The organism is Agrobacterium larrymoorei (assembly GCF_037722385.1).
Lineage (GTDB): Bacteria > Pseudomonadota > Alphaproteobacteria > Rhizobiales > Rhizobiaceae > Agrobacterium > Agrobacterium larrymoorei_C.
The window spans coordinates 556,317-580,138 of sequence record NZ_JBBKAQ010000001.1 but is presented as its reverse complement, the minus strand read 5'-3'; the positions used below and the strand labels follow the sequence as shown (position 1 = coordinate 580,138).

General features: G+C 55.9%; 18 protein-coding genes. 4 read left to right on the top strand and 14 right to left on the bottom strand.

Annotated features, from left to right (window positions below; all coding sequences use genetic code 11):
- Positions 1–176: 176 nt before the first annotated feature.
- On the top strand, positions 177–1,085 hold the full coding sequence (locus WKI41_RS02545) for a helix-turn-helix transcriptional regulator (RefSeq protein WP_340191953.1): 909 nt from the start codon (positions 177–179) through the stop codon (positions 1,083–1,085).
- Positions 1,086–1,125: 40 nt separating this feature from the next.
- Here WKI41_RS02545 and WKI41_RS02540 read toward each other — a convergent pair whose 3' ends face one another.
- Genes WKI41_RS02540 through WKI41_RS02510 form a run of 7 tightly spaced genes read right to left on the bottom strand, consistent with a single transcriptional unit; the run spans position 1,126 to position 10,746 of the window.
- Positions 1,126–2,931: an IucA/IucC family protein gene (locus tag WKI41_RS02540; protein WP_340191952.1), complete on the bottom strand. Its 1,806-nt coding sequence runs from the start codon at positions 2,929–2,931 to the stop codon at positions 1,126–1,128.
- Positions 2,915–4,279, bottom strand: a complete 1,365-nt coding sequence (basC, locus tag WKI41_RS02535) for a putative histamine N-monooxygenase (protein WP_340191951.1) — start codon at positions 4,277–4,279, stop codon at positions 2,915–2,917. The genes WKI41_RS02540 and basC overlap by 17 nt, the downstream gene beginning before the upstream one ends.
- A gap of 2 nt (positions 4,280–4,281) precedes the next feature.
- On the bottom strand, positions 4,282–4,872 hold the full coding sequence (locus WKI41_RS02530; protein ID WP_340191950.1) for a GNAT family N-acetyltransferase: 591 nt from the start codon (positions 4,870–4,872) through the stop codon (positions 4,282–4,284).
- The gene (locus WKI41_RS02525; protein ID WP_340191949.1) at positions 4,865–6,619 is read right to left on the bottom strand and encodes an IucA/IucC family protein; all 1,755 of its coding nucleotides are present in this window, start codon (positions 6,617–6,619) and stop codon (positions 4,865–4,867) included. Before WKI41_RS02525 ends, WKI41_RS02530 begins: the two co-directional genes overlap by 8 nt.
- Positions 6,606–8,078, bottom strand: a complete 1,473-nt coding sequence (locus WKI41_RS02520) for a pyridoxal phosphate-dependent decarboxylase family protein (RefSeq protein WP_340191948.1) — start codon at positions 8,076–8,078, stop codon at positions 6,606–6,608. Before WKI41_RS02520 ends, WKI41_RS02525 begins: the two co-directional genes overlap by 14 nt.
- An 8-nt stretch (positions 8,079–8,086) precedes the next feature.
- Complete coding sequence (locus WKI41_RS02515; RefSeq protein ID WP_340191947.1) at positions 8,087–9,442, bottom strand: diaminobutyrate--2-oxoglutarate transaminase; 1,356 nt, start codon at positions 9,440–9,442, stop codon at positions 8,087–8,089.
- Positions 9,443–9,483: 41 nt separating this feature from the next.
- On the bottom strand, positions 9,484–10,746 hold the full coding sequence (locus WKI41_RS02510) for a RhtX/FptX family siderophore transporter (protein WP_340191946.1): 1,263 nt from the start codon (positions 10,744–10,746) through the stop codon (positions 9,484–9,486).
- A 607-nt stretch (positions 10,747–11,353) separates the two neighbouring features.
- Between WKI41_RS02510 and WKI41_RS02505 the strand changes: the two genes are divergently transcribed.
- Complete coding sequence (locus WKI41_RS02505) at positions 11,354–12,235, top strand: (2Fe-2S)-binding protein (protein WP_340191945.1); 882 nt, start codon at positions 11,354–11,356, stop codon at positions 12,233–12,235.
- Positions 12,236–12,434: 199 nt separating this feature from the next.
- Complete coding sequence (locus WKI41_RS02500; protein ID WP_340191944.1) at positions 12,435–12,638, top strand: cold-shock protein; 204 nt, start codon at positions 12,435–12,437, stop codon at positions 12,636–12,638.
- Positions 12,639–12,819: 181 nt separating this feature from the next.
- Here the strand turns inward: WKI41_RS02500 and WKI41_RS02495 are convergent, their stop codons facing one another.
- The 6 genes from WKI41_RS02495 to WKI41_RS02470 all read right to left on the bottom strand — a co-directional run bounded on the left by WKI41_RS02495 (position 12,820) and on the right by WKI41_RS02470 (position 20,063).
- Positions 12,820–13,791 (bottom strand): YihY/virulence factor BrkB family protein, encoded by a 972-nt coding sequence (locus WKI41_RS02495; RefSeq protein WP_340191943.1) that lies wholly within the window; start codon positions 13,789–13,791, stop codon positions 12,820–12,822.
- A gap of 370 nt (positions 13,792–14,161) precedes the next feature.
- Positions 14,162–15,418 (bottom strand): arsenic transporter, encoded by a 1,257-nt coding sequence (locus WKI41_RS02490; protein WP_340191942.1) that lies wholly within the window; start codon positions 15,416–15,418, stop codon positions 14,162–14,164.
- A 544-nt stretch (positions 15,419–15,962) separates the two neighbouring features.
- A complete protein-coding gene (locus WKI41_RS02485) occupies positions 15,963–16,313 on the bottom strand; it encodes a response regulator (protein WP_340191941.1) in 351 nt (116 codons plus the stop codon).
- Positions 16,314–16,566: 253 nt separating this feature from the next.
- Positions 16,567–17,007, bottom strand: a complete 441-nt coding sequence (locus WKI41_RS02480; RefSeq protein ID WP_340191940.1) for a DUF4142 domain-containing protein — start codon at positions 17,005–17,007, stop codon at positions 16,567–16,569.
- 128 nt (positions 17,008–17,135) lie between these two features.
- Positions 17,136–18,230, bottom strand: a complete 1,095-nt coding sequence (locus tag WKI41_RS02475; protein WP_340191939.1) for an alpha/beta hydrolase fold domain-containing protein — start codon at positions 18,228–18,230, stop codon at positions 17,136–17,138.
- A gap of 39 nt (positions 18,231–18,269) precedes the next feature.
- The gene (locus WKI41_RS02470) at positions 18,270–20,063 is read right to left on the bottom strand and encodes a YbhB/YbcL family Raf kinase inhibitor-like protein (RefSeq protein WP_340191938.1); all 1,794 of its coding nucleotides are present in this window, start codon (positions 20,061–20,063) and stop codon (positions 18,270–18,272) included.
- Positions 20,064–20,491: 428 nt separating this feature from the next.
- On the opposite strand from WKI41_RS02470, the gene WKI41_RS02465 reads away from it, so the two are divergent.
- The gene (locus WKI41_RS02465) at positions 20,492–21,391 is read left to right on the top strand and encodes a helix-turn-helix domain-containing protein (protein ID WP_340191937.1); all 900 of its coding nucleotides are present in this window, start codon (positions 20,492–20,494) and stop codon (positions 21,389–21,391) included.
- Between the two features lie 58 nt (positions 21,392–21,449).
- On the opposite strand, the gene WKI41_RS02460 is transcribed toward WKI41_RS02465, so the two are convergent.
- Positions 21,450–23,576 carry a TonB-dependent siderophore receptor gene (locus tag WKI41_RS02460; protein ID WP_340191936.1) on the bottom strand — a complete coding sequence of 709 codons (2,127 nt, stop codon included), beginning with the start codon at positions 23,574–23,576 and terminating at the stop codon, positions 21,450–21,452.
- Between the last annotated feature and the right edge of the window lie 246 nt (positions 23,577–23,822).

Genomic DNA, 23,822 nt, shown 5'->3' with positions numbered 1-23,822 from the left:
TGCCGGTTCGCCCAACCGGATAAATACAAGACTATTTTTATCATGTTTTATGCGTTATGAGGCGACCGGGCTTGGATGATGACGAACCCGATTTGGATAGATGCGAACATCAACAGAAAAGGGAGGTTTGATTTTTCATGGAAGTGATCCGACCCCTGAAACTTGGGACCCTGTCCTTGGCCGATTCAGAAAGCAGGCTGATGTGCCGAACGATCCTTCTGGATATGCTGGGAGAAGCAACGATTAATGTTGAGGAGGGTGATCTTTCTGGCGTCACCGGTCTCGTCTGGAAACATCAAGACTTGTCACTCGCCACCGTCTACATGCCGAGGACACCTCTGCGACTGACCGCACACGGGGTCGGTACGCCTGATATCGTGATGCTGAGGGCCGCTGACGGGCCACTACTCGTTCATCATCGAAAGCAGAGCTTCGAGATGGCGCCGCGCGACGTTATCCTTTTACCCTCCGATACGATGTCAGAAATCGTTCTGCCGGTGGGCGGGCGTCTCGACTGCGCCCACCTGCCACACACGGCCATCACCCTTGCGAGAAAGTCCGTCGAGCAGATTTTGTTACACCCCTTTTCGGCGGAGTGCCTGCCATTACAACTCCTCACAAACTACGCAGGTTACCTTCTGCGGCAGGAACAACAGGACAAGGAGCACGCCAGCATGATGGTCGCGCACTTCTACGCCTTGCTGCCCGTTCTGGCGCAATATGTCGCGAATGGCGCCACTTCAGCGCTCCCGCAAGGTCGTCTTGAATCGATCAAGGCAATGATCGAGGAAAACCTGGCCGATGGCTCGTTTTCCATCGCAGATGTGGCACAGACTGAAGGGATCACACCGCGAGCAATCCAGAAGCTTTTCAGCCGGGCGGGAACCACATTCTCACGCTACGTTCTGGAGCGGCGGCTGATGCTGGCCAAGAACCTCATTCTTGCCGACCAGGCCACAACGCCGATCAGCCAGATCGTTTATAGCGTCGGCTTCAACGATCTGTCCTATTTCAACCGCACATTCCGCAGCCGCTACGGTATACGCCCCACGGATTTGCGCCGAATGTCGGCGCAAATCCAATGATCATTGCCGATCCAAGGATCGGTGGAGGTCACGCGGCTTCTCAGGCCGCGTCTTTCTTCCGGTCGAAGCAAACGAGAGGATTGTCGACCATGCCTTGGAAATCCGGCACCGGCCGCTCGTCATCGTCAGCATAACCGTGCGTGAATAGGCGCACGCGGTTTAGGCAAAGCCGGGGATACTCGTCAGCGAAGAGATCGAAGATCGCAAACCGCTCTGCCATGGCGGGGAACCGCGCCTGATAGCGTCGAATGCTTTCCCCTGCCAAAGTCCAGAATACGGTCTCAGACACGCCCGACCGCTTGTCCAACAGCACTGACATGTAACGGAAAACGCAGATGAAAAGAGTCGTCTGGATGAAGTGCATCAGGAAGTCTGCAGGCAGGCGCAGCAGCACACCTTGAACCTCCGTCGGCAAGCTTTCGCTCTCCGGGAAATTGAGGTCGCAGACGATCACATCGTCGATGAAGTCGCGCAGAGCCAACCGCACCGGTAAACCATGCTTCAGGATCACGGTCGCATTCTGCCCGTGGGCGGAAAACGCCAGACCGTGACGGGCGAGAAGGTGATAGACGGGAGGCAGGACGGCATCGAAGAACCGAGCCAGCCAGCCTTCTACGCTGACACCTGCTTTTTCCGCCAGCGCCTGCAACACGGGCTTGCCATCGCTACCGGCATGCATGAATGCGGCAAGCGGCATGCCAGTTTCACCGGGCTTCAGATGTCCTGCGAGGCTATCGCGCCACAGGCATCCAAGCATCTCGTTGAACTGATAGGGCGCGCCGGGAACCTTGGAGAACTGTGGATGTACATAGTGCATGCCTGCACGCTCTCCCAGAAGGGCCAGGTCGCACTCTTTCGAGAGGAAGGTGTCATTCCTTAAAAGGTCGTCCAGCCAGCTCGTGAACGGTGCTGCCGTGAGCGCGCGCTTCCCGGGAATACCGCGATACACTGCGGTATTGAGGATCGTCATGCACAGTTTCAGCGTCGACTTTGCCGGGTTGCTGACATTGGAGAGGGTGCGGACAGATTGCTGTGGAAGATACAGGTCTTCGCCCTCTCCCAGGAATACGATATGCCCGGAAGAAATGTCTGCGGCAAAGTGCGGCACAATCATTTGGTCCCACTGCCAAGGATGGACTGGCATGATGTGGTGTGTTTCGGCTGAGAAGCCGGCGGCAGAGAGCTTGCCGACAAACGACGGATAACGCCGCTCACCGAGAGCCTCGGCGACCAGTTGCGCATTTGTAAGTCCCGCTTCGCCAACGAACGTTGCCCGCTCGCGACTGACCCCGATCCAGACAATTTTCAACGCCGATTGGCTTTCCGGGGTGTAGGCAAGATAATCCGTGTAACCAAGGCCAATACGCCCTTTGCTCACCGTGACCCAAGGGTGCCCGGTCATCTCCCCTTCCATCTGGATATCGTCGAGTTCAGCGAGCTCCGCACCAGTCTTGCGTGCTCTCGCGGCGGTGTGAGCATCTGAGACAAGGGTGTTGCCAAGCTCCCGGATGAAGTGGGCGACTGTCATCGGTTTGACGCCAAGCTCGGGCAGTATTTCCGCGCAGAAGGCTAGCGGATCGTGAACCGGCGTGCTGACGTGGTCAGCGTGCCTTACGATACTCTCCGGCTCGACAGAGAGATTGTCGAACACGTATCTCCGAGCCCTGAAACTGTAGGACGCGGCAGAAAAGTCGATGCGGTAATGGTCCGGCTTCTCCAGCGTTATCGGGAAAACACGTTCATAGGCGAACTCCTCGATCACCTTGGCCAGCAGCCGGAGGGACGTCTCTTTCCAAAGGGCTGGCGCAAAGGCGGCTTCATAAAGATTTTCAAACGGCGCGGGCATAGAAATCTCCTGCGAATGTTGAGGAAGGGACGCGGTCCTGCGGAATCCCGAAATCCTGGAAGGCGGATCGCGCATTGACCCGGTAATGTTCTGTTTCGAGCAATTGATTGATGATGACAGCGTTACGGAAAGCACCGAGACCGAGGTCTGGCGCACCGACACCGTGTTGGAAGGTTTCGGCATTTTGCACGAAGATTGCGCCCGCGCCGCCGTCGCGACGTCTGGCGCGGAAGTCCGCGTCAACGATTAAGTCGCCATGCTCGCACGTTTCCAGTATTTGTTCCTTCAAGGTGTCGAGCCATTGTGGCCACGCATGGCGATAGCCCGTAGCCGAGACGACCGCGTCGGCCTCAACGATGCTTTCCTCACCAGAGAGATTGTGCCGCAGGCCGATGTTCAGTCCGCCAGCAAATCCAGCAGATTGGACATCGGTGACATCGCAGTTGGGTGCCAGTGTCAGGCCCGGATCACGACCGCCGATCGAGCGCTCATAGAGTAGATCGAAGATGTCCCCGATCGTCGAAAAGCTGATACCCTTGTAGAGCAATCCCTGATCGGCAACGGTTTGCCGCCGTTTCACGCGCGGCAGCTTGTGGAATTCGCGCATATAATCGGGGGTGAAATATTCCAAACCGAGCTTGGAGTATTCCATGGGGAAGAAGCCCGAGGAGCGAGTGATCCAGCGAATGGATGCACCTGCCGCCACCTTTTGCGGTGTCAATTCGCTAAAGAGCGCAAGCACGCATTCAGCTGCACTCTGGCCGGACCCGATTACCGTTACACGACGGGCTTTCGTCAACTCCGCTTTGCGCTTGGCAAATTCGGCGGAGTGGAAGACAGGGGCATTGGTTTCTAAGCATTGCCATTTCGGCAGGTAGGGCGACGTTCCGATCCCCACCGCAATATTTCGGCTGCGATAGCTACGTGTGGCGCCGCTTGCAGAGCAGGTTTTGGTGAGAAAAGTGTCGGTCGCAGCATCATGCTCCACGTCCACAACGGTTTCGCCGAACCGGCAGCTCTCGAGCTGCTGCGAGGCCCAGCGGCAATAATCATCATATTCCTGGCGGGGGATCAGGAAATTCTCATAGAAATAGAATTTGTAGAGACGGTCGTGAGCGGCCAGATAATTGAGGAAGCTCAGGCGGTGCGTCGGATCCGCCATTGAAACGAGGTCAGCAAGAAACGGGACCTGCAGCGTCGTTCCCGGCAAGATGAGGCCTTCATGCCAACGGAATCCAGGTTTACGCTCCAGAAAAGCGGCGGAAACCTGGGGATGGGACGATAGAAGCGAGGCGAGGCCAAGATTGAATGGCCCGATACCGATTCCGGCGAGATCGAGTGTGGTCATGATCAAAGTCCAAATTGTTCGATGAAGCGCTGTCGATGGCAGAACATCAGTTTCGCGCGTTTGTCTGGCAGGTCTATTTCCCCCTGCTCCTCAAAGGCGCAGACCGGCGCATAACGCAGCAGGCGTCGCGCCTCGACACTTGGTTCACCCACCACCTTCTCCGTTGCGGGATCGTCGAGAAACAGAAAGCGGGTGAACGCCCTGATCACCGCTGGAGCGATCCCTTTGCCAAAGAACGACGGCTCGCCCACGAGCATATGCCAGCCGCGATCCTTGTCGGCAGCGGGATAATGGCGCCCAAGGATATCGTCCTTTGCCCAATAGGCCTCCCAGTAGCTCATCGGTGTGCCATCGATGAAGCCGATATACGGATCCTGATGTGGGTCAGCCAGATTGGCATCGATATAGGCGGCGATATGCTCTCTCGGCTTTGCCATCTTCCATTGCGGCACAACATGGGCCTGGTTCATCCAGCGCCACAGGAGATCGAGATCACGCTCTTTATCCAGCAGCCGGAAGCTGATCGTCTTGCCGATGTCCGGGTCGTAACGGGAATGGGCAAAATCGGTGCCGATCGTGGTCAGGTTATCCATGAGCCTGCGCCCGCGCATGCTGGAACAGTGGATTTTCGATCTGAAGATAGACCGATTGCGTTTCAAGCGGCCCGACCAGCTCGTCCATCTGTGCCAGTCGCGTTTTGAGGTTCGCCTTGCACCGCAGAACAGGACCGAGCATCTTCTCGACCAAAACCGATTGTCCACCCTCTTTTGCTTTGAGGTCGATAAGCGTTGCACGCAGCTGCGAAATCAACGTTTCTTCCGCTACAAGACCCTCGCGACCCAACGCACCGATCGTGCCCAGGACGGAGTTGATGAAAGCGTAATAGAGAACCCGCTCATCGACCGCCTCTTCACCGAAGACGGATTCGCTTCGGATGCCGATCCCGGGAACAGCTTTATTCAGGGCCGGATGACCACGCTCGTGGTGGAAGAAGCCCTGATTGTCACGATAGAAGGCAGCGACCGGATACCCATCGGCAAGTTCGATCAGGATATTCTGCTGGTGCGCTTCCATTGCGATGCCGTGCCGCAGGTAAAGAGCAAATACTGGGGTCACGAAAACCGTCAGGAATCGTGAGAACCAGTCCGCGGCGACGGCGTCGACCGAGCGGCCCTCTCTGTCAGCCTGCGCCCTGATCAGCGCGCCTAGCCTGCTGCCACGCTCCGGCAAGTGTTCGCAAAGGGCAGCGATGAGTGTGACGTTGCGGTCGGCGTCAGCCCCATGAAACGGGTTCTCGCGCATGGTAACGGAAAGACCGTCAATCACGTTGCCGCCGACCGCCACACCCATGTAGGCCGGGTCTGGCATCAATGTCAGGCCGGGGTATTCCCTACCGAGATCCTGCCATAAACGACTTGCCCGGAAGCGATACATGTCATCGCCCCGCAAGAGTTCGCGGGCAAGATTGATGCGAACGGAATTTGTGATGCCGATACCGAGCGATAGCTTCAGCATAAAGGGTGCATCTGGCCGGTAAAGCGTGCGCACGGAGGATGTGGGAAACCAAGGCTTGCCTGCTTCTCCGCAATCAACAATTTTCCCCGCAGCAACCAGATTTGCAATAACCGGCTGTCTCAGCACGGCATCCGCCTGCCAGGGGTGTACCGGGAGGAAGGCGAAGTCATTGTCGGGGAGCCCCTTGCGAAGGGCACGTAAGCTTTCGCTCTCCACGTCCTCAAGCCACTCCTCAGCAGCGGGAGAGCACTCGGAATGGCCTGTGTGGTAAATCTCTCGCGAGACGGCGAACCAGCGCAGCGGGAAACTTGCGGCAAATTCCGGCGAGTAACGTCTGCCCTCGTCTTCCGTCATGCCCTCCCGGCTTTTCGGGCAAGGGTGTATACCATGACCCGCAATCAGCCCTTGCTCCGCTTCAATGAAGGAAACTTCCTCACCAACCAGTGCCGGAAGATCGTTCTCGCGGGCCTGAAGGGCAGCCTCCACCAGGAGACGGCTCGAATGAGCGCGGGCTTGAAGATCATTGCGGCCATGGTTGGATGCGGCTGCCTCGACGCGCTGGATGATGAGGTCGATTGCATTTTCCGGGCTGATCGTATTGGTACCGGCGTCATCGCTCAGCACCAAGGGCTCACCGAACAGATGATGCCCGGTCGCGGACCGATAAAGCACCGGCACCCTCAGGCTGCCGCCATTTTCCGGAAAATTCAGCGTCAGTTTTTGCCGGCTGGCATCGTGCCCCCAGGCGCACAGCTCCGCATATTCGCGGGCCACGCAATTAAGCAGCGATCGAAGTGCAAGCGTTGCAGCTTTACGAGCGTACATGGTCGTCCTCCAGTTGACGTGCCATCTCTCCGACCGCATCAAGAACACGGTCGATGACGTCAGGTGTGGAATGAGGGTTGAGAAGCGTCAGTTTAAAGTGGAGCCGTCCGCCAAGGACGGTGGTTGCTAACGCGGCAATGCCGCGTCGGAAAAGTTCAGCGCGAATGGCAAGCGTCAGTTCGTCAGATCGTTCCGGTCCCTGTGGGGAAACATAGCGAAACAGAACCGTCGATAACTCCGGCACTTGCGCCAGATGCAGATAATCACGCCTCCGCACGGCCCCAGCCGCCGCCTTCGCATTCTCGAGTGTCCTGGAAATTAGGGCATCGAGACCGTCACGTCCGATCGCGCGTAACGTCATCAGCACTTTCAGCGCATCACTGCGTCGCGTCGTCTGGATCGATGATTCCACGTAGTTGGGTACATCACCGAAGATCGAAACTTCCGGATTGAGGTAATCCGCCTTCATCGCAAGCGGTGAGAAGTGGCTGCGATCACCAAGAAGCAAAGCGCCACAGCTGATCGGCTGGAACAGCATCTTGTGAAAATCGAGCGCTATGGAATCTGCTCGCTCTATTCCGCGCAGGCGATGACGATGCTTCGAAAACAACAGGCCGCCGCCATAGGCCGCATCCACGTGCAGCCACAATCCATGCAGCTTCGCCAGATCGGCGACATCCGTCAGTGGATCGATGGCGCCGAGGTCCGTAGTGCCGGCTGTAGCCACGACAGCGACGAGTGGCCGGTCCTTCGCCCTCGCGTCCGCAATCGCGTCTTGCAAGGCACATACAGACATGCGGCCTGCCTCATCCGTTGCGATTGTCACAACGGCATCCTTGGCGAAACCGAGGAAGGACGCACTTTTTTGGATACTGAAATGCGACTGCTCTGAGGTGAAGATGACGCCTTTTCCTCGCACCGAGAGGCCCGCTTTTTCGGCAGCGAGATAAAGAGCAGTCATATTCGACTGGCTGCCGCCACTGGTGAAACTGCCGCTCGCTGTGTCCGGCATTCCGGTAAAACCTGTCAGCCATGAGAGCACCCGTTCTTCGACCAGGGTCGCAAACGGCGATTGGTCCCAGGAATCGAGCGACTGGTTGGTGGCGGAAATCAGCACTTCCGCTGCAAGTGCCGGCACCGCCACCGGGCAATGAAGATGTGCCATGGTCGCGGGATTGCCAACGTCCAGCGCATGCTGCACCGCCGGAACGCCGACGTCCTCGAGCGCTGCCAATACGCCGGTTCCCTGCTCCGGGCAGACATCAAGCGCCGCCAGGAATTCGCGCATCCCATCAGCATCGACACCGGAGTGAATTTCGCTCCGGATCGCGTTATCGCCAACCATTGCCACTGCAGCCATCATCGCTTTCCGATAAGCCGCACGTGCGGTGATGCCCGGGCCAAGGATCGTAGCGGACAAAGCGTCGTCCGCCGCCTCGACCGATTTACTATGCAACAAGGTGAGATTCATGCCGCGTTGCGTCCAAGTCGCAGGAAGGCGTCGGACAGGATATTGGAGGCCTGATCGATCTGCGCGTCGGAAATGGTCAAGGGAGGCAGCAATCTGAGAACGCTTCCGTAACGACCACCGGTTTCCAGGATCAAACCATCACGGAATGCGGCGCTCTGAATCGCCTTGGCAGTATCGCCGCCATGCGATGGATAGCCGAAGCTGTCCCCTTTGCGGGTCGGGTCGATGACCTCGACGCCAAGCATCAGGCCTTCGCCACGAACATCGCCAATATAGGGCGTATGGCTCTGGATGCGTTCCAGGTTGGACCGCAGCCTGCGGCCTGCAATCGCTGCGCGTTCCACCAGCCCATCGCGCTTGATGATTTCCAGCGTTTTTGATCCCGCCGCCATGGCAAGTTGATTGCCACGGAATGTGCCGGCATGCGCACCCGGTTTCCACAGATCGAGCCCTTCGCGATAGATCATAACCGACATCGGCAGACCGCCGCCTATCGCCTTGGACAGGACGATGACATCGGGCACGATCCCCGCTTTCTGGAAGGCGTAGAATGTGCCGGTGCGCCCGACGCCACTCTGCACTTCGTCTAGAATGAGCGGAATGCCAAGTTCGCTCGTCACAGTGCGGATCCTGCTCAGCCATTCGGCAGGTGCCGGGATAACGCCGCCTTCGCCCTGAACGGCCTCGAGAATAACCGCTGCGGGAATATTTATGCCACCTTCGGGGTCGCGTAGCGCCTTCTCGAAGTAGTCCGCCGCAAGCGTCGCGGTCTCATCGCCGCCACGTCCAAAGGGGCATCGATAAGCATAGGGATAGGGAAAGAAGTGCGTTCCCGGCACCAGTTGGCCGACCGCGGCCTTTGGTCCAAGCGAGCCCATCAAGGAGAGCGACCCTTGGGACATACCGTGATAGGCGCCACGAAACGCTATGACATCCGTGCGCCCCGTCGCGGTCTTGGCAAGTTTGATCGCCGCTTCCACCGCATCTGTTCCGCTCGGTGAGCAGAACTGGATCTTTGCCTGTTCTCTAAGGCCGGACGGCAGGGTTTCGAAAATATCGGAAACGAACTTATCCTTGATAGGGGTCACGAGATCGAGCGTGTGGAGCGGTAGGCCGGAGGCCAGTACGTCCTGAAGGCTGGCAATGACTTCAGGATGGTTGTGTCCCAGCGCAAGCGTCCCGGCGCCGGCGAGGCAATCGAGATAGGTGCGCCCTTCCACATCGGTGACAAGGCACCCCGACGCTGATTTCAGCGCAAGAGGAAACCGTCTCGGATAGCTGCGCGCATTAGATTCACGACGGGCCTGACGCTTGAGGTAATAATCGTTATCGTGCCGTGGGAACGGGTCCATTTTATCAACTCCAATGGAATTGTTGTGGATTCGCGTCCGTATCAGGCACCTGCCGTAACAGGCGCCCTCGGACAGCGCCCGATCCTTCGAAGGAACCACACCGATAGCCCCATTCCGGCAAGCGAGAGCAACGTCGCCGTCGAAAACAGCGCCGAGTAGCCCATCCGGTCCGCGACAAAACCAGCGACCGAGGCTCCCGCCATGTAAACGATCAACTCAGCACAGGTGAGAATGGTGAAATCCGTCCCCGGTTGATCATCCGACGAGTTCTTCATGAAGAAGGAATAGATGGCCACCAGTTCCATGTAACGGATCAGCGTCTGGAATGCCGAGGCCGACATTGCCACCCACATACCAGGCCAAATGCTAAACGCATTCAAGGCAAAGGCGAAGAAGCAGAGGCTTCTAAGGCCACCCAGCATGATAAGCGTTGCGGTCAGTCCAGACTTGCGGATAATGAATGCAGCAATCGCCACCCCCACGAGACCAGCCGTCGCGGCCGCCCCGCCGGAAAGGTAACCGATCCAGTCGGTTGGGACCTGGCTGTCTACCAGATATGTACCTTCCATACCGCGAACGAGACCTTCACTCGCCCGGTATGTCAGCGCAAAACCGAGGATCAACCAGGCATTGGGGCGCCGGAAGAATCCGGCAAGGCTGGCGCGGGTTTTCTCTTTCCCCGTGGAGGCCTCCGGCTGCATCGCCAGCGCAGCTATCAGCGGCAATAACGATAGCGCGGCGACGAGCAGGATCATCGTGTGCCATCCCGCAACATGAAATACCACGAGCGCCGCCGTACCTCCGATGATGACGCCGAGCGCAACTGCCCCGGCCTGCACGGCGTTGCCCATCGAGCGCGTCCTGTCGGTCAGGCGTCTGACAGCGTAACCATCCGTTGCGATGTCCTGCACGGAAGACACAAGCGTAATCGATATGCAGATCGCAAACAGGACGGCGGCGTCGCTCGGCTCCACCAACGCCATCGAGGCAATCCCCGCGCTCACCAGAAGCTGTGTCGGGACCACCCAGCCGCGGCGATGGCCGAGTTTGGGAAAGGGAGACCATCGATCCACCAGGGGCGCGACCGCAAATTTTAGGATAAGCGGCAACATCAACAACGAAAACAGACCAATAGCCGTACGCGATGCCCCGCTTTCACGCATGATCGGAGGCAGTGCCACGAGGAGCAAATAGGTCGGAATGCCCTGAGCGAGGTAAAGCCCTCCCAGCACAACCATTAACCGCCGTTCGAAGGTCGAGGTCGGGGCGGCGTCTCCGGAGATCGCGTCGTCGATTTGGGCCATGCAAGAACCGCTCTGATGAGCCAGGAACGCCGCAAACAAGTTGAAGGTTTTCAGCGCTTCAAGCGCCGGTCTGTTCCGAAGCATTAAACAGGAGTATTCTTATCATCTTTATACCACCTACGAGGAAATGCTTGGAGATGAACGAACTTGTTTAGGACAATTACGAACGCGTCTCGCTGCGTCGGACCCAAGCACACGGTTCAAAACCCTCAGCTTATCACCAGATGAGCGCCGTCAGTCAGGCTCGTCTCCCGATTAAGTGAGGTCGTGCTTCACGGATTTCGCTGTGCGCTTCTCACTCGCGTCCGAGTTCATTGCAGGGCACCGTAGCCCGCCCCCACGAATTGGAGATTGCTGCAAAACCTAGAACTTGATACTACGGCACAAGTTTCATGCGGAGCGCAATCCGAGTGCTGAAAACAGAATCGAAGGTTTCTCTGACGTGGTGAACCGCGTTTTCGTTACTGCGGGGCTGGCATATGGTCCCAGTAGACCGGCTTGTGCGGGCCGATATCTATCCCCAATAGAGACAGCTTGATTTGTTTGCCGCGAATATCAAAAGAGTCTGTCTTCCCCGGCTATTTAGACGAAAGGGAACCTCCGTCTGATGGTGGACCGCTATGGACCGTCGAAGAAGATCACGCAGGCGTCGACCAACGACACAAGGGAAGCGTTGCTCCGCCGTGCGCTCGACGCGCAGGCGGCATATCTTCCCGAGGTCCGCGCCGACATCGGCTCGCAAAGCGCGGAATGGATCAGTGCCCAAACATTTTTCTCCGATCAGATAGCCATCGACGAGTTTATCTTTTTCGAGCAATCGCGATACGACGGTGTCGATCTCAAGACAGCCGGAGCGCTGATGATGAACGACTACAGCTATATAATAGCTGCTGCGACGGTTCCGCTGTTTACTGGTTTTGGCCTCATTGCCGACCTCTCACTCGCATCGGTCGGACTCCGTTTTTACACGACGAAAAAGCTGGTTGACGGGAAGATATATCGAGCTCGACGTGCCCATGTACATTTCGCCGAAAACCTCTTTGGGTATGGTCAGCTAGACAATCCCTCCGATGGCGAGTGGCTTAGAAGCCAGCTTGAAAAGCACTTCAGCCCCGTTGTCGAGCAGATCCACGCACGCACAAGCCTTTCGCGTGCCGCCCTTTGGCGTCTTGCAGGCGACGCGATTGCGTACCTCTTCCTGGACTCGGGACGCCGGTTTGACACCGCTGAGACAGCAAAAGCCGCGGCGATGCGGATTCTCAAAGTTCATGGCTCGCCGTTTGCTAATCGCGAGCTTCGTTACTTTGACCTCGCAGTCGCAGACAGGCATCATCATGAGAAGTGTGAAACCTTTGTCCAGCGTGGCGGCTGCTGCCGGTTTTACCACGTGGACGGTGGCGCATATTGCTCCACCTGTGTCTTGAAAGCGCCAGCGGATCGCGATGACGAACTTCGCCAGGCCATCCGCAACCGATTAGAGACAAACTAAGCAATAAGTTTTTCAAAGCTCAGGGTGAGTTGCCGAATCCCACGACGCACACCCGCATGACGTGACGAGCTGCCAGGAGAAAAACTACCCTTATTTCAATTGAACTGCACTTCGTTGGGACGATGGCACCCGAAAAAAAGTTGCAGTTCGGCCTAACAGACGATATTGCGATAACCTCCAATCTAAAAACGAGGACAACATGGCAACCGGTACAGTTAAATTTTTCGCACAGGATAAGGGCTTCGGCTTCATTACTCCGGATAACGGCGGCCCAGACGTCTTCGTTCATATCTCGGCCGTAGGCTTCGGCGGCTCGCTGACCGATGGACAGAAGGTCAGCTACGATGTTGGCCAGGACCGCAAGACTGGCAAGGCAAAGGCTGAGAACGTCACCGTTCTGTAATAGCATGATGGCCCTGCCACTATTGGCGGGGCCACTCAAGCCCTCCCCTATGAGCGGCTGACACGACCACTGAAGCGGAATGAGCCCCACTCTATAAGTGTCGGCGAGCTTATTTTCCCCATTGAACGAGATTTGCGCAGCTGCGCAAAGTTACCGCGCAACGTCGCAAAAAATCTTGTTTTCAACGGTCTTCCTTAACGGCTTCGCCAAGAGTGTCAGCAACGAAAGCGCCTCGTTGCCCCATCGGCCTTGGTGCGCCAGTCGTGGAATCCTTGCGCGTTTGATGTTCGAGCTCGGCATTGATTTCTGCACCGATGATCAGGATGATGACCGAAATCCAGACCCAGACCATCAATCCGATCAGAGCTCCCAGGGTGCCGTAGGTCGCGTTATAGTTGGCGAAGTTCTCAAGATAGAACGAGAACAACACGGATGCGAGCAGCCAAAGCGCTGTGCTGAATATCACACCCCAACTTAGCCACTTGATCTTTGCCTCTTCGCGGCTTGGCCCGTACCGGTAGATCATCGAGATTCCACACCCGAAGACAAGAATTATGAAGGGCCACCGCGCCAGACGGGCGAGAAGCTCCTGCCATTCATCAAGCCAGAGGTACTTTAAAACTGCTGGCAGAACGCCAATCGCTGCGATGAGGACGATCGCAACGACAAGGGCGCAAAAGGTGAAACCCAGCGACAGCAGGTTCAGTCGAACGAGACTACGCTTCTCGTCTTCGCGATATGCAACATTCATCGCATCGAATAAGGCCTTCATACCACTATTGGCACTCCAGATCGCGACGAGCAAACCACCAAAGAAAGCCAAACTTCTTGTCGACGTCGCCTGCTGCGTGAGAGACGTCAGCTGGTTCAAAATCAAATCGAACGATCCTGGCGGAAAGACACCAGCCAAGAAGCTGATGTGAGACATGATGGCGGTAGGATCGGCGACAAACCCATAGAGCGCCACCAACGCTCCGAGCGCTGGAAAAAGCGACAGCAACATGAAGTAGGTTACACCAGCAGCAATCAATGTCACGCGATCGGCAATTATTGCTCCAACGACGCGCCAGAATACATCTCTTAGACCCTTAGGCGGAATATCGCCTGGTGCATCGGCTTCCCGGCCTCGGTCGCCCTCAGTGTCGTCGTTCATCGATTTCTCCAGCATGCTCATTCGCAAACTGCATCATACGATCAAGAGCTAACGATTTATCTCTGCCAGCTACTTTTCCCCAACCCCTATTAAACGGCGCCGTGTTCTTTGCAGAAGCAGAAGATCTCATAAGAGCTAAGGATGTTTAACCTCGCGCAAGCCGCCTCAATGTTTCCCGGTGATCCGCTGGCACAGGGGCGTGAGCGGGATCTAGGGCGAGAAAGGTGTGAACGGTATAGACCTCAACGTCGTTCTCTGGACTTGGGCAGGATCTGTGCCGAACCGTCTTTCTCTGAAAGGCTATGAGCAACATTTGTCTTACTCAAAGTCAGATCGATTGATCACGACAGGCAATTTCAACGTAGTCCGATCAAACCAGAACTAGCGCCGCCAGTGACAGTAACAGCGCGGGAAACATCACGACTGCGCCGAGCTTCAGGAACCTCCAGCTGCTGATATCTAGCCCTTCCCGGCGCAGCGCCGACAGCCACAGGATCGTAGCCAGCGAGCCAGTAACAGATAGATTGGGGCCGAGATCGACGCCGATCAGAACGGCGCCTGCAACCTTATCCGAAACGTGCGCCGCCTGGACGACGCTCCCGGCGAGCAACCCAGCTGGAAGATTGTTCACGAGATTGCATATGAGAGCAACAAACGTCCCCGCGACACCAACAGCGTAACCTTCCGAAACCGAAGCCAACGAAACCAGTTGATGCGCCAGGATGGTTGTTACACCTGTCCGATCAAGCGCTTCTACAATAACGAACAATCCTGCAACCAACGGCAGAACGCTCCAGCTTATACCTTTTACAGTCTCAATAGGGCTCTGCCGCGTCAGCAAGAGGACAAGAATGGTCGTGATAGTTCCCGCAATGAACGTAGGAACTCCAAGATCAGCATGCAACGCGGACGCAACTATGAGAATGATCGCCGTGATCACAATGCCCCATCCCGCAAGGCTGGCGCTACGGCTAAGCACCGGTCGCTCCTCACCGGAAGCGAGGGTTTCTTCCGACAAGGCGCGCCGTTGCGTAAAGTACAGGCAGACGAATGTGACGATGATAGACACAATTGATGGCAGGAGGAACGTCCCAAGCCAACGGGATAGAGGCGGCATTTCGCCGCCTGCGAATATAACCAGGTTCGCAGGATTAGAGATCGGCAACACAAAGCTTGCAGCGTTTGCGATGAACGCGCAGATCAAAAGGTACGGCATCGGATCACGAACACGGCTGGCCCGGCAAGCTGCATAAACAGCAGGTGTCAAAACAACCGCGGTCGCGTCGTTTGATAGAAATACCGTCACGACAAGTCCAACCAGATAAACGAGCATGAAGAGGCGCTTGGGAGAACCCTTCGCATAAGACGTCGCGATGGCAGCTACCCAATCGAAGAGCCCCTCTCTGCGCGCAAGCTCAGACAGTAGCATCATACCAATAAGGAAGAGGTAGACGTCGATCCCCTTGGCAACCCCAGCCATCGCATCGGTCGGCGCGATCAGTTGGAATGCAAGAAGGAGAAGAGCTCCGACGACCGCCCAGACTGCTTCTGGCCACCGAAAAGGTCTGGTGATGACGCCAACGGCTGTCAAACCCGCGATACCCCACACGATCGCATTCTGGGTCATATGGCTTGTCCTTATTGTCGTGGGAGGCGTAGCCGCCTGGCGGAGTGGAGATCTGGATCGTTCGGCTGAACCGGATACATCACATCTTCGTCATCATCAACAGTCTCACGAGTTGACAAACCGCAAGCCTTTTACATTAGAAATTTTCGATATACTCACACCCGCAAAGTCGTCTCTCGCTTTTCAATACGTCGTCGCGCAGCGCTCCGTTTTGAGCTCCCTGCAATATCGTTGAAAGGGGAGCAGCCTTTTAGCCGATCTCTAGCAACCCAAACATCAATGAGACCTGTCTAACGAATTCGAGCCGTCCAAACGCACCCTCTCCTCGTGCCTTCACACGACGATAGTGAATGAGCGCCTCTAACTGCGTGAGACCGTGATCAGGATAGGAGCACAGGTTTCGAAGGCGGAAATAATTGAACTTCGTGGGAAGATTTACGACACTTGAAAGGTCGAAATCAAATGAGTCGGCAGTACAGCCGAGAAATGAAGTTCACAGCGCAGCCCATAAAACATATCAAACCGGCTACATCACCCGCACCAGCTAGCGAGCCAACGCCTGTGCTTTGCGCAACGCTTTGACCAATCGCTCACTCGCAAATGGTTTTGAAATAACGTCCAGTGCACCATCGAAGCCCGCTCCGATCGCCCCCGGGTTGCCGGTTACAATTATCACCTGCATTCCGTATCTGTCTATCAATCGACGAGCAAGTTGAGCGCCGCTCGCCCCGTCTGCGAGCTTTAGATCGACAAGAGCCACGGTCGCCCGAGGTGCATGGGCAAGCGCCTGCTCCAAAGAAGAGGCTATAGCAACGACCCTAAAACCAATATCTTCCACAATCCCTGCCAAATCGGCGGCTATCAACAGTTCGTCTTCAACAATCAGTACATTCATTCGCAGTATCCCGTTTAGCGCGGGCTGGTCTACGCTCTACGCGTGCCCGATACAATCAAATCATTTTTGAGCCGTAAGCCATGGAGATGGGACGCAAAGGCACCTCCGCCTGCAAGACTCAGCACTAAGCTGTAGATAGACGGCCTCCAGCAAAGATGCCGCACCCTACCTGACGGAAGCCGATTGTGAGACGCCGCTCATCAAATGGGTCGCCGCCACTTCAAGACGATTGAGGGTGACAGCTCGCCCGCCTTCACGGCTCGCCTTGGAGCGACTTCACGTGGGACAGGTGCGTCTCAAGATTAGGTAAGGTTTCTCGCGCGAAACCGACGATCGTCTGGTCGTCTCCGGACCCGGCATAGGTTCTGAACAACGCAACCGCCTCCGCATGGGCCTGCGCCTGTATGTCGACGTAGAGCGTGTCGAAGTCCTTGCCCTTTGCTCCTTCCAACTGATCCATCATTTTCTGGTGTTTGGGCGAAAGGACGATTGGTGACGACAAGGGCGCACCCTTCTTATCCAAAATGTTCTTCAGCTTCTCGTCAGCCTTCTGGTGGTCAGCGATGATCATCTTGGCGACATCCTTGAGCTTAGCTGACCCCGCATTCTGCAAAGCCATCTCGCTGGATTTGATCTCAAATTCATTTGAGCTCGACACCACGCTGACAAAAGTGGGTCGATCGATGACCATCATGGGTGCCGCATCGCCAGCAGGTTTAGGCTTCTGTTCCTGCGCGATGGCGGGTTGGGTAAGCAAAGCGACCGACAATGCCAGATAGGTTAAATTAGAATATTTCATGCTCTTGCTCCTCCAGGAGGCGATCACTTGGCGTTAGAGAATGCTTTAATCAGGTCAGCATTGGCAGCATTGACGGCATCCTTGGCCTTATCCACCACCTTGCCCATCCCAAAGAATTCGTGCGTAACGCCTTCGTAGTTGAGCGCATTCACTGTCACGCCTGCAGCCTTGAGCTTATCAGCATAGGCCTGACCTTCGGACCGCAGCGGATCGATCTGGGCGGTGATAACAGTTGCGGGCGGCAGTCCAGCCAGATCATCGCGTCCAACAAGGTTGATGCGCGCATCAGCCATCTGATCCTTCGACGTGAATACGTGAGACACGAACCACTCCATGTCGGCCTTACCAAGAGGTGCCGCATTTGCGTTTTCTTTATAAGACTGCATATCCATGTCGTTGCCGGCGATTGGGTAGACCAATAATTGATGCACCGGCATCGTTGTCTTTTTCTCCTTCGCCATCAAAGCAACGTTCGCAGCTAGGTTGCCACCGGCAGATTCACCTGCGACAGCGATCCGTTTAGCATCGCCATTCAGCGTGTGGATGTTTTCAACCGTCCAAATATAGGCAGCCCAGGCATCATCATGTTGAGCCGGAAACTCGCTTTCCGGTGCGTGATGATAGTCCGCAGACACGATTATGGCTTTGGCTCCAACCGCTAAGGCTCGCGGCGTCGCATCGTAGGTATTGATGTCCGCCACAACCCATCCGCCGCCATGGAAGTAGAGCACGACAGGGAATGGCCCTTTGCCCTCGGGAATGTAGACGCGCGCAGGCAGCGCGCCTCCAGCGGTCGGTATGGCAATATCTTTCGTTGCAATCCCGGCTTCGGGCATCGGCGAAATCTTCTTGTCCCTCTGGATCGTTCGTGCTGCGTCAGCGGCACTCGCCTGTGTCCTGGCCTGAGGAACGGCCAAGCTCGAAAACGGCTTGGCATCCAACGCTTTCAGAGCGTCAAGAACGGTCTGCATTTGGGGGTCGGGCTGAGCTTGCAGAGTCTCTTGCTTTTCTTGAGCCGATGCGGCCGGTGCTGGCTGTTGCGCCCATACACCTGCTGATGTCGAAAGGAACACGAAAGAAAGAGTGGCAGCGCCCACCATGTGACGTACAATTGGCATAAGGATTTCCTTTTAAAAAAAGACCGGCTTGCGATCGCATTATTGCTTCGGCAGCTCAGTCTTCTGCTGGTAGGTTCCCACGAGTTCCCCCTTCCCGATCACGTGACCGGAGATCGCTGCCAAGAGTGCATCGCGATCTGACGTCGGGGGCAGATCGATCATGGAATCGAGCGCCACGACCTGAATATGATAGCGATGCGGTTGGTCGCCTGGAGGTGGCTTGGGTCCGAAATACCCGTGTGTACCGGAGGTGTTGCGACCCTGGAGCACTCCCTCAGGCTCCACAAGACGAAGCTGCTCTTGCAGCCCTTCCGGCAGAGACGTAACGGTAGCTGGAATATTCCAGGCGAGCCAATGGACGAACGGCTTCAGCGGTGAGGAATCCGGATCTTCCATTATGATCGCATAAGATGCCGCGTCTGGTACGGCACTCCAGTTCAGCGCTGGTGAAACACCATCGGCGTATTCACTATGCTTTGCTGGAATGGTCTGATTGTTTGAGAATGCCTTGCTGGCAACGTTGATCTTGCCCTTGGTCTCCGTCTCCGGTCGCTTTAGCGCTAGAGGCACATCCGCACCCTTTTTTGCCTGCGCTTCCATCACCCCAGACGGCACGGTGGTCTTAACGTCCGATGCTTTCGTATCGCCTTTATAGGCGATGCGGTAAATGACGCCGTTGGCGTCATCCGCCATCAGCAACGACCCATCTTTGCCAACTGCAAGGCCAACTGGACGGGCAAAATGCGTCTTCCCCTCATCCGTCAGGAAGCCGGTCAAGAAAGGCTCGATCGATTTGGGCTTGCCGTCCTCGAAGTGAATGCGGACGATTTCGTAGCCGGAGGCCGGATTGCGGTTCCATGAGCCGCGCATCGTTGCAAAGGCGTCGCCCCGGTACTCGGTAGGGAAAGCGGAAGCTTGATAAAATTTCATCTGCATCGGGGCAGCATGGGCCGTATAACCGATCGTCATCGGTTGGCTCTGGTCGCGCCACTGCTCTTTCGTCACTCCTCCGACTGGGGTGGACTGAGGGTAGATGTCGCCAGCGCCGTAGACGTGCGGCCAACCGTACTGCTTGCCCTGCTCGATCTTGTTTAGCTCCTCAGCCTGCACCTCGTCTCCTAAGAGATCGATGCCATGATCCAGTCCCCATAGCTCTCCAGTCTGCGGCTGCCAGTCATATCCGATCGTGTTGCGCAGGCCAGAAGCAAAGATGGTGCGGCTCTTTCCATCTGGCGTTGCCCGAATGATGGTCGCATTTTCCGGATTGCTTTCGTTGCAAGCGTTGCAGGTGGAACCGACGCTGATGTAAAGCATCCCATCGGGGCCGAAGGCCAGAACACGGTTTGGATGCTGACCCGCATCGGGCAAATCGCCGATAATCATCTTCGGTTCGCCAAGCGTTCCATCTTTTCTGATGTCCGATACAAAGATTTCTTTCACGGTTGCGAGGTAGAGCTTGTTGCCCTTAATCGCCAATCCATGGGCCTGTGCTCTGGCCAGAACCTGTACGGGCGCGCCGTCGGCCTTGCCGTCCGCATTCTCATCCTTGAGAAGAAGCACGTCGCCTTCTTCCCGCCGGCTAACATAGATGAACCCTTCGTCAGACACAGCGATGATGCGGCTGTTGCCCAACCCTTGAGCAAAGGGTTGCACCGAAAAGCCTTCAGGCACTTTCAACTGCCCTACCCGCTCGCTCGTCGCCGCGACTTTGTTGGGTTTGAAGACATTTGTGGTAATTTGAACTTCAGTTCCATCACCCTGTTGGGCATAAGATATGCTGCAAGTAAATGAAGCAGCCACAACAGATGCGGCGCCGACAATACGGTAAAACATTGAGATCCTCCGAAGGCTTTGACCACCGAACATGGGATGCGCTTCAAAGTTCCTCTACTTCAGCCGTTGCTACAGTCTGCCTCTAAATTGATGATATCTAGCGATTTCGAAACGAATGGCGAAATTCTTACGGATGATCCTTCGTTCTACTACCGTCAGCAAGCCGACCATTCCTCGTGACAGTTAAACGGCCGCTAAAATGCGACGGATACCGTCGGAATTGGGAGGTATCGACTGGGATAGGAGGCACCCTAGCGATGCGTCCTGATCGGGCACACTCTTCGAGGACTGATCGTGAAATGCCGACCAACACGCTTCGATCAAATGATGACAATGATAATCATCTTTGTTGACCAATCGCACTTTTCCATACAGAAGTGACCACTTGTCCTGATCTGAGACGTTTGACAGGCTGAAAGGCGGACGTGGTGACATACCTTCACGCGATGCAAACCGAGATCCAGGGTATACAAGCCGTTTCACCTCCAACTTGGCGGTCGCTGGATGGCATTGTTGGGGTTCATTGGGAGGCGGAAGGTCACGCGGGCGCGAGTGGATACTATCTTTCACCCGATCCCCGCATCATGCTGTTTTTCAAAGATGTGAGCAGCCACATACGCGTTTCCGATCAACCATCGCGCTTTGATCGTTTCGAACGAGGTTTAGCGGCTGCAGTCTTTGTGCCTGCTGGCGTACCGTTATGGACAAAGTTTACGCGCCATCATCGCTTCGCACACCTTGATTTACACCTGCACCATGATCGATTGATGCGTTATATCTCGCCGATCGTTGGATCTTCTTTAGCTCGTACCGTCTCTAAGAAGCCGGTTGAGCTAAAGCAGCCCGGACCATTGATCAGTCTCGCCAATCTGGTTGTCGATGAGCTGAACGACAGTGCCAGACATCCCGCGTTCGCAGAAAACTTGGTCGGCAGCATCGTAACCGGCCTCCTCGATCTGAACGCGGCTGATGATGAAAAGGCCGTTACGAGCGGACGTCTGACCCAAGCTCAATTGAACCGCCTTTCAGCCTATTTCGAAAGTTGTGGTGGCCGACGTCTGAGCGTACGAGAAATGGCAGATGTTGTCGGGCTGTCCGAGAGCTGGTTTGCGACGGTTTTCAAGCAATCCACAGATATGACTCCTCTGCAGTGGCAGCTTTCTCGGCGTATCGATCGTGCCAGACATTTGTTGAGCGACACCAGCGTAAGCATCGCGGATATCAGCGCTCAACTTGGTTTTTCCGATCAGGCGCATCTGACCAAGGTCTTTCGCAGCCTGACCGGCGAGACGCCGGCCGCGTGGCGACGTAAAAATCCATCGGCGTGAAGATGTCCCGGTGATTTCCGCCGGGACGCTATACTTCTTACCAGGTCTGACGACGCGTCTACCAGGTCTGACGGAGCGTCGCATAGATCGCGCGTCCAGGATTATAGTAGAGTGCACCGCCATCGTTGTTGGCGATGTGCTTCTCATCAAAGACGTTGTTAACATTCAGCTGGAAGGTGGTGTTCTCCCGAATGTTGTAAGAGAAGGATGCGTCGAAAACGACCGCTCCCTTCGATTTGCGCGTATTGGCGTTTTCGAAGTAGTAGGAGCCTGTGAAGCGCGCTCCGGCTCCAAAGGTCATGTCACCGCGCTCGCCGCTTCCTTCCAGCGTGTACGTGGTCCATAGAGACGCCATGTGCTCCGGCACCTGAGCAAACCTCTTGCCGTTATAAGCCGGTGCAGTGTCCACAATCTTCGAGTCGATGTAGGAATAAGCACCGATTAAGTTGACGTTGGACGTAAGCTCAAGCTTGCCTTCGAGATCGAAGCCCCGATGACGGACCTCTTTCACGGTATTCGGCAGGTAGACGGGAGCCTCATAGGTGGTGATGTTCTCCAGCGTCAGATCATAGATGGAAGCCGTGATCAGGGCTGGAATTGCATCCGGCCGATACTTGATCCCCGCCTCATACTGCTTGCCATAGGTCGGTTCTTTTCCGGACGTCGGCGGTGCCACCGATTCTGCGTAGCTGACATAGGCAGCAAGCTCGTCTGTGAGCTTGTAGCTCAGTCCGAAGCGCTTGCTTAGTTCACTATATGTGCCGCTGGCAGTCGTGCCGGTGTTGAGGTTCTTATCCTCAAGATCCAGCCAATCATTTCGCAATCCGAGGCTAGCTGTGACGCGATCGCTGAAAACCAGGTCCTGCTGGAGGTAGATACCTCCGTTAATCTGATCCTTCTTCGAACTGCTATAGGGCGAAAGGGGACCCGGGCCGCCAGCAAAAACGGGATTTAAGAAATCAATCTGTGGCGCAGCGGTATAGTAGTTCGCGCCGTTGGAATTAAAGTTGCTGTAATCGGCGCCCACAAGAGTGCGGCTTTCGATCTGTTCGAACTCCGTTTCGTAAAGGAAATGGGCATCTGTAATGAAATGCTCGGCCGAACCCTTGCTACCAAAGTAGTTGCGATTCACCCGCGTATCTGCGGGATCTCCTGCACCGAGCGCATCATAGATGTAGGTATAGCCAAAGCCATTTCTCGACTTGCTGTAGCGAGTGTTGGAGCCGAACGACAGACCATTGCCGAAATCGTGCTCCAACATCACGGAGTAGGTGTTCCGGTTCATGGTATCGTAGTTATAAGAAGGCTCACCGAAGAAACGATCGCGGTTGAAGTCGGTGAAAAGTGGGTGACCGCCGCTGCTCGGAGTGCCATCACGATCCAGATGATCAAACACGAAGGTCAGTGATGTCACATCGCTCGGCCGCCATGTCAGGCCACCTTGGACAAAGTTTTCATCATTGTTCGAGAAGTCGAACTCACCGTCCGAGCGCTCAAATTTCCCCGTCAGGCGGTAGGAAAGCGTATCGTCTTCGGTCAGGTTGTCACCGAAATCGAAGCCTGCCTCCTTGTGGGCGTAAGAGCCCGTAGTACCGTATACTTCGCCAAAGCGCTCACTGCGCGGCTTCTTCGTCACATAGTTTATCGCACCACCCGGATCAGAAACGCCAAAGCCGGTGGAATTGGCACCCTTCAGCACCTCAACCCGCTCAAACCCATAAGGCTCTTCCTTCACGCCAGTCCAGGTGCGCCCCACCATCAAGCCATCGCGGTAAGTGAAGGGCGTAAAGCCGCGGATCTTGACGTAATCATAGCGCTCGTCGGAGCCGTAGTAGTCAGTGGTCACGCCGGCGGTGTACTGCACCACCTGCTCGATGCTGTCCGCCTTGCGCTGCTCGATTTCCTTAGACGTCACGACCGAGACAGTCGCGGGCGTCGTGAAGATTTCGCCCGGCATCTTGCCTACCGCGCTTGATCGTTCCGCCACGATTGACTTGGAGTCATTGTCCGACTGGCCACTTCCCTGAATGGTAATAGTCTCCAGTACTGTGGCGTCCCCGTTCGTATCCTGCGCTAAAGCGAATGCCGGCAGCAATGTGATGACTGCCGTGCAGCCAAGAAGGGTTCCGGTGCGATATCGCAGAAGGGCTCGGGTTTTGCTTGGGGCGGGAATGGCGCTGATCATGCTTTCATCCAGAAATTGGCGTTCGAACACTCCCGCCAATGACCTCGTCATCGTCTGGAGCCGACGGGCATAAGCTCCTCTCACTTCGAGTGCGAGGCGAGCTGTCACCGGTCAACGGCTCTTTAACTGGATAATTTAAATCCAGTATTGTATATATCTCTCTTTTGTAAAATTCCCCGGAAAATCAAGCATGCGGGCTCGCGTGAGGCTCTAAATTGCTTGACCTCCCGACTTTAAGCTGAGACT

Excerpts from the sequence above, each read along its gene's own strand:
- WKI41_RS02540 (WP_340191952.1), bottom strand. The coding sequence starts at position 2,931 with ATGCCCGCGCCGTTTGAAAATCTTTATGAAGCCGCCTTTGCGCCAGCC.
- basC (WP_340191951.1), bottom strand. The coding sequence starts at position 4,279 with ATGACCACACTCGATCTCGCCGGAATCGGTATCGGGCCATTCAATCTT.
- WKI41_RS02530 (WP_340191950.1), bottom strand. The coding sequence starts at position 4,872 with ATGGATAACCTGACCACGATCGGCACCGATTTTGCCCATTCCCGTTAC.
- WKI41_RS02525 (WP_340191949.1), bottom strand. The coding sequence starts at position 6,619 with ATGTACGCTCGTAAAGCTGCAACGCTTGCACTTCGATCGCTGCTTAAT.
- WKI41_RS02515 (WP_340191947.1), bottom strand. The coding sequence starts at position 9,442 with ATGGACCCGTTCCCACGGCACGATAACGATTATTACCTCAAGCGTCAG.
- WKI41_RS02510 (WP_340191946.1), bottom strand. The coding sequence starts at position 10,746 with ATGGCCCAAATCGACGACGCGATCTCCGGAGACGCCGCCCCGACCTCG.
- WKI41_RS02505 (WP_340191945.1), top strand. The coding sequence starts at position 11,354 with ATGGTGGACCGCTATGGACCGTCGAAGAAGATCACGCAGGCGTCGACC.
- WKI41_RS02500 (WP_340191944.1), top strand. The coding sequence starts at position 12,435 with ATGGCAACCGGTACAGTTAAATTTTTCGCACAGGATAAGGGCTTCGGC.
- WKI41_RS02495 (WP_340191943.1), bottom strand. The coding sequence starts at position 13,791 with ATGAACGACGACACTGAGGGCGACCGAGGCCGGGAAGCCGATGCACCA.
- WKI41_RS02490 (WP_340191942.1), bottom strand. The coding sequence starts at position 15,418 with ATGACCCAGAATGCGATCGTGTGGGGTATCGCGGGTTTGACAGCCGTT.
- WKI41_RS02485 (WP_340191941.1), bottom strand. The coding sequence starts at position 16,313 with ATGAATGTACTGATTGTTGAAGACGAACTGTTGATAGCCGCCGATTTG.
- WKI41_RS02480 (WP_340191940.1), bottom strand. The coding sequence starts at position 17,007 with ATGATGGTCATCGATCGACCCACTTTTGTCAGCGTGGTGTCGAGCTCA.
- WKI41_RS02475 (WP_340191939.1), bottom strand. The coding sequence starts at position 18,230 with ATGCCAATTGTACGTCACATGGTGGGCGCTGCCACTCTTTCTTTCGTG.
- WKI41_RS02470 (WP_340191938.1), bottom strand. The coding sequence starts at position 20,063 with ATGTTTTACCGTATTGTCGGCGCCGCATCTGTTGTGGCTGCTTCATTT.
- WKI41_RS02460 (WP_340191936.1), bottom strand. The coding sequence starts at position 23,576 with ATGATCAGCGCCATTCCCGCCCCAAGCAAAACCCGAGCCCTTCTGCGA.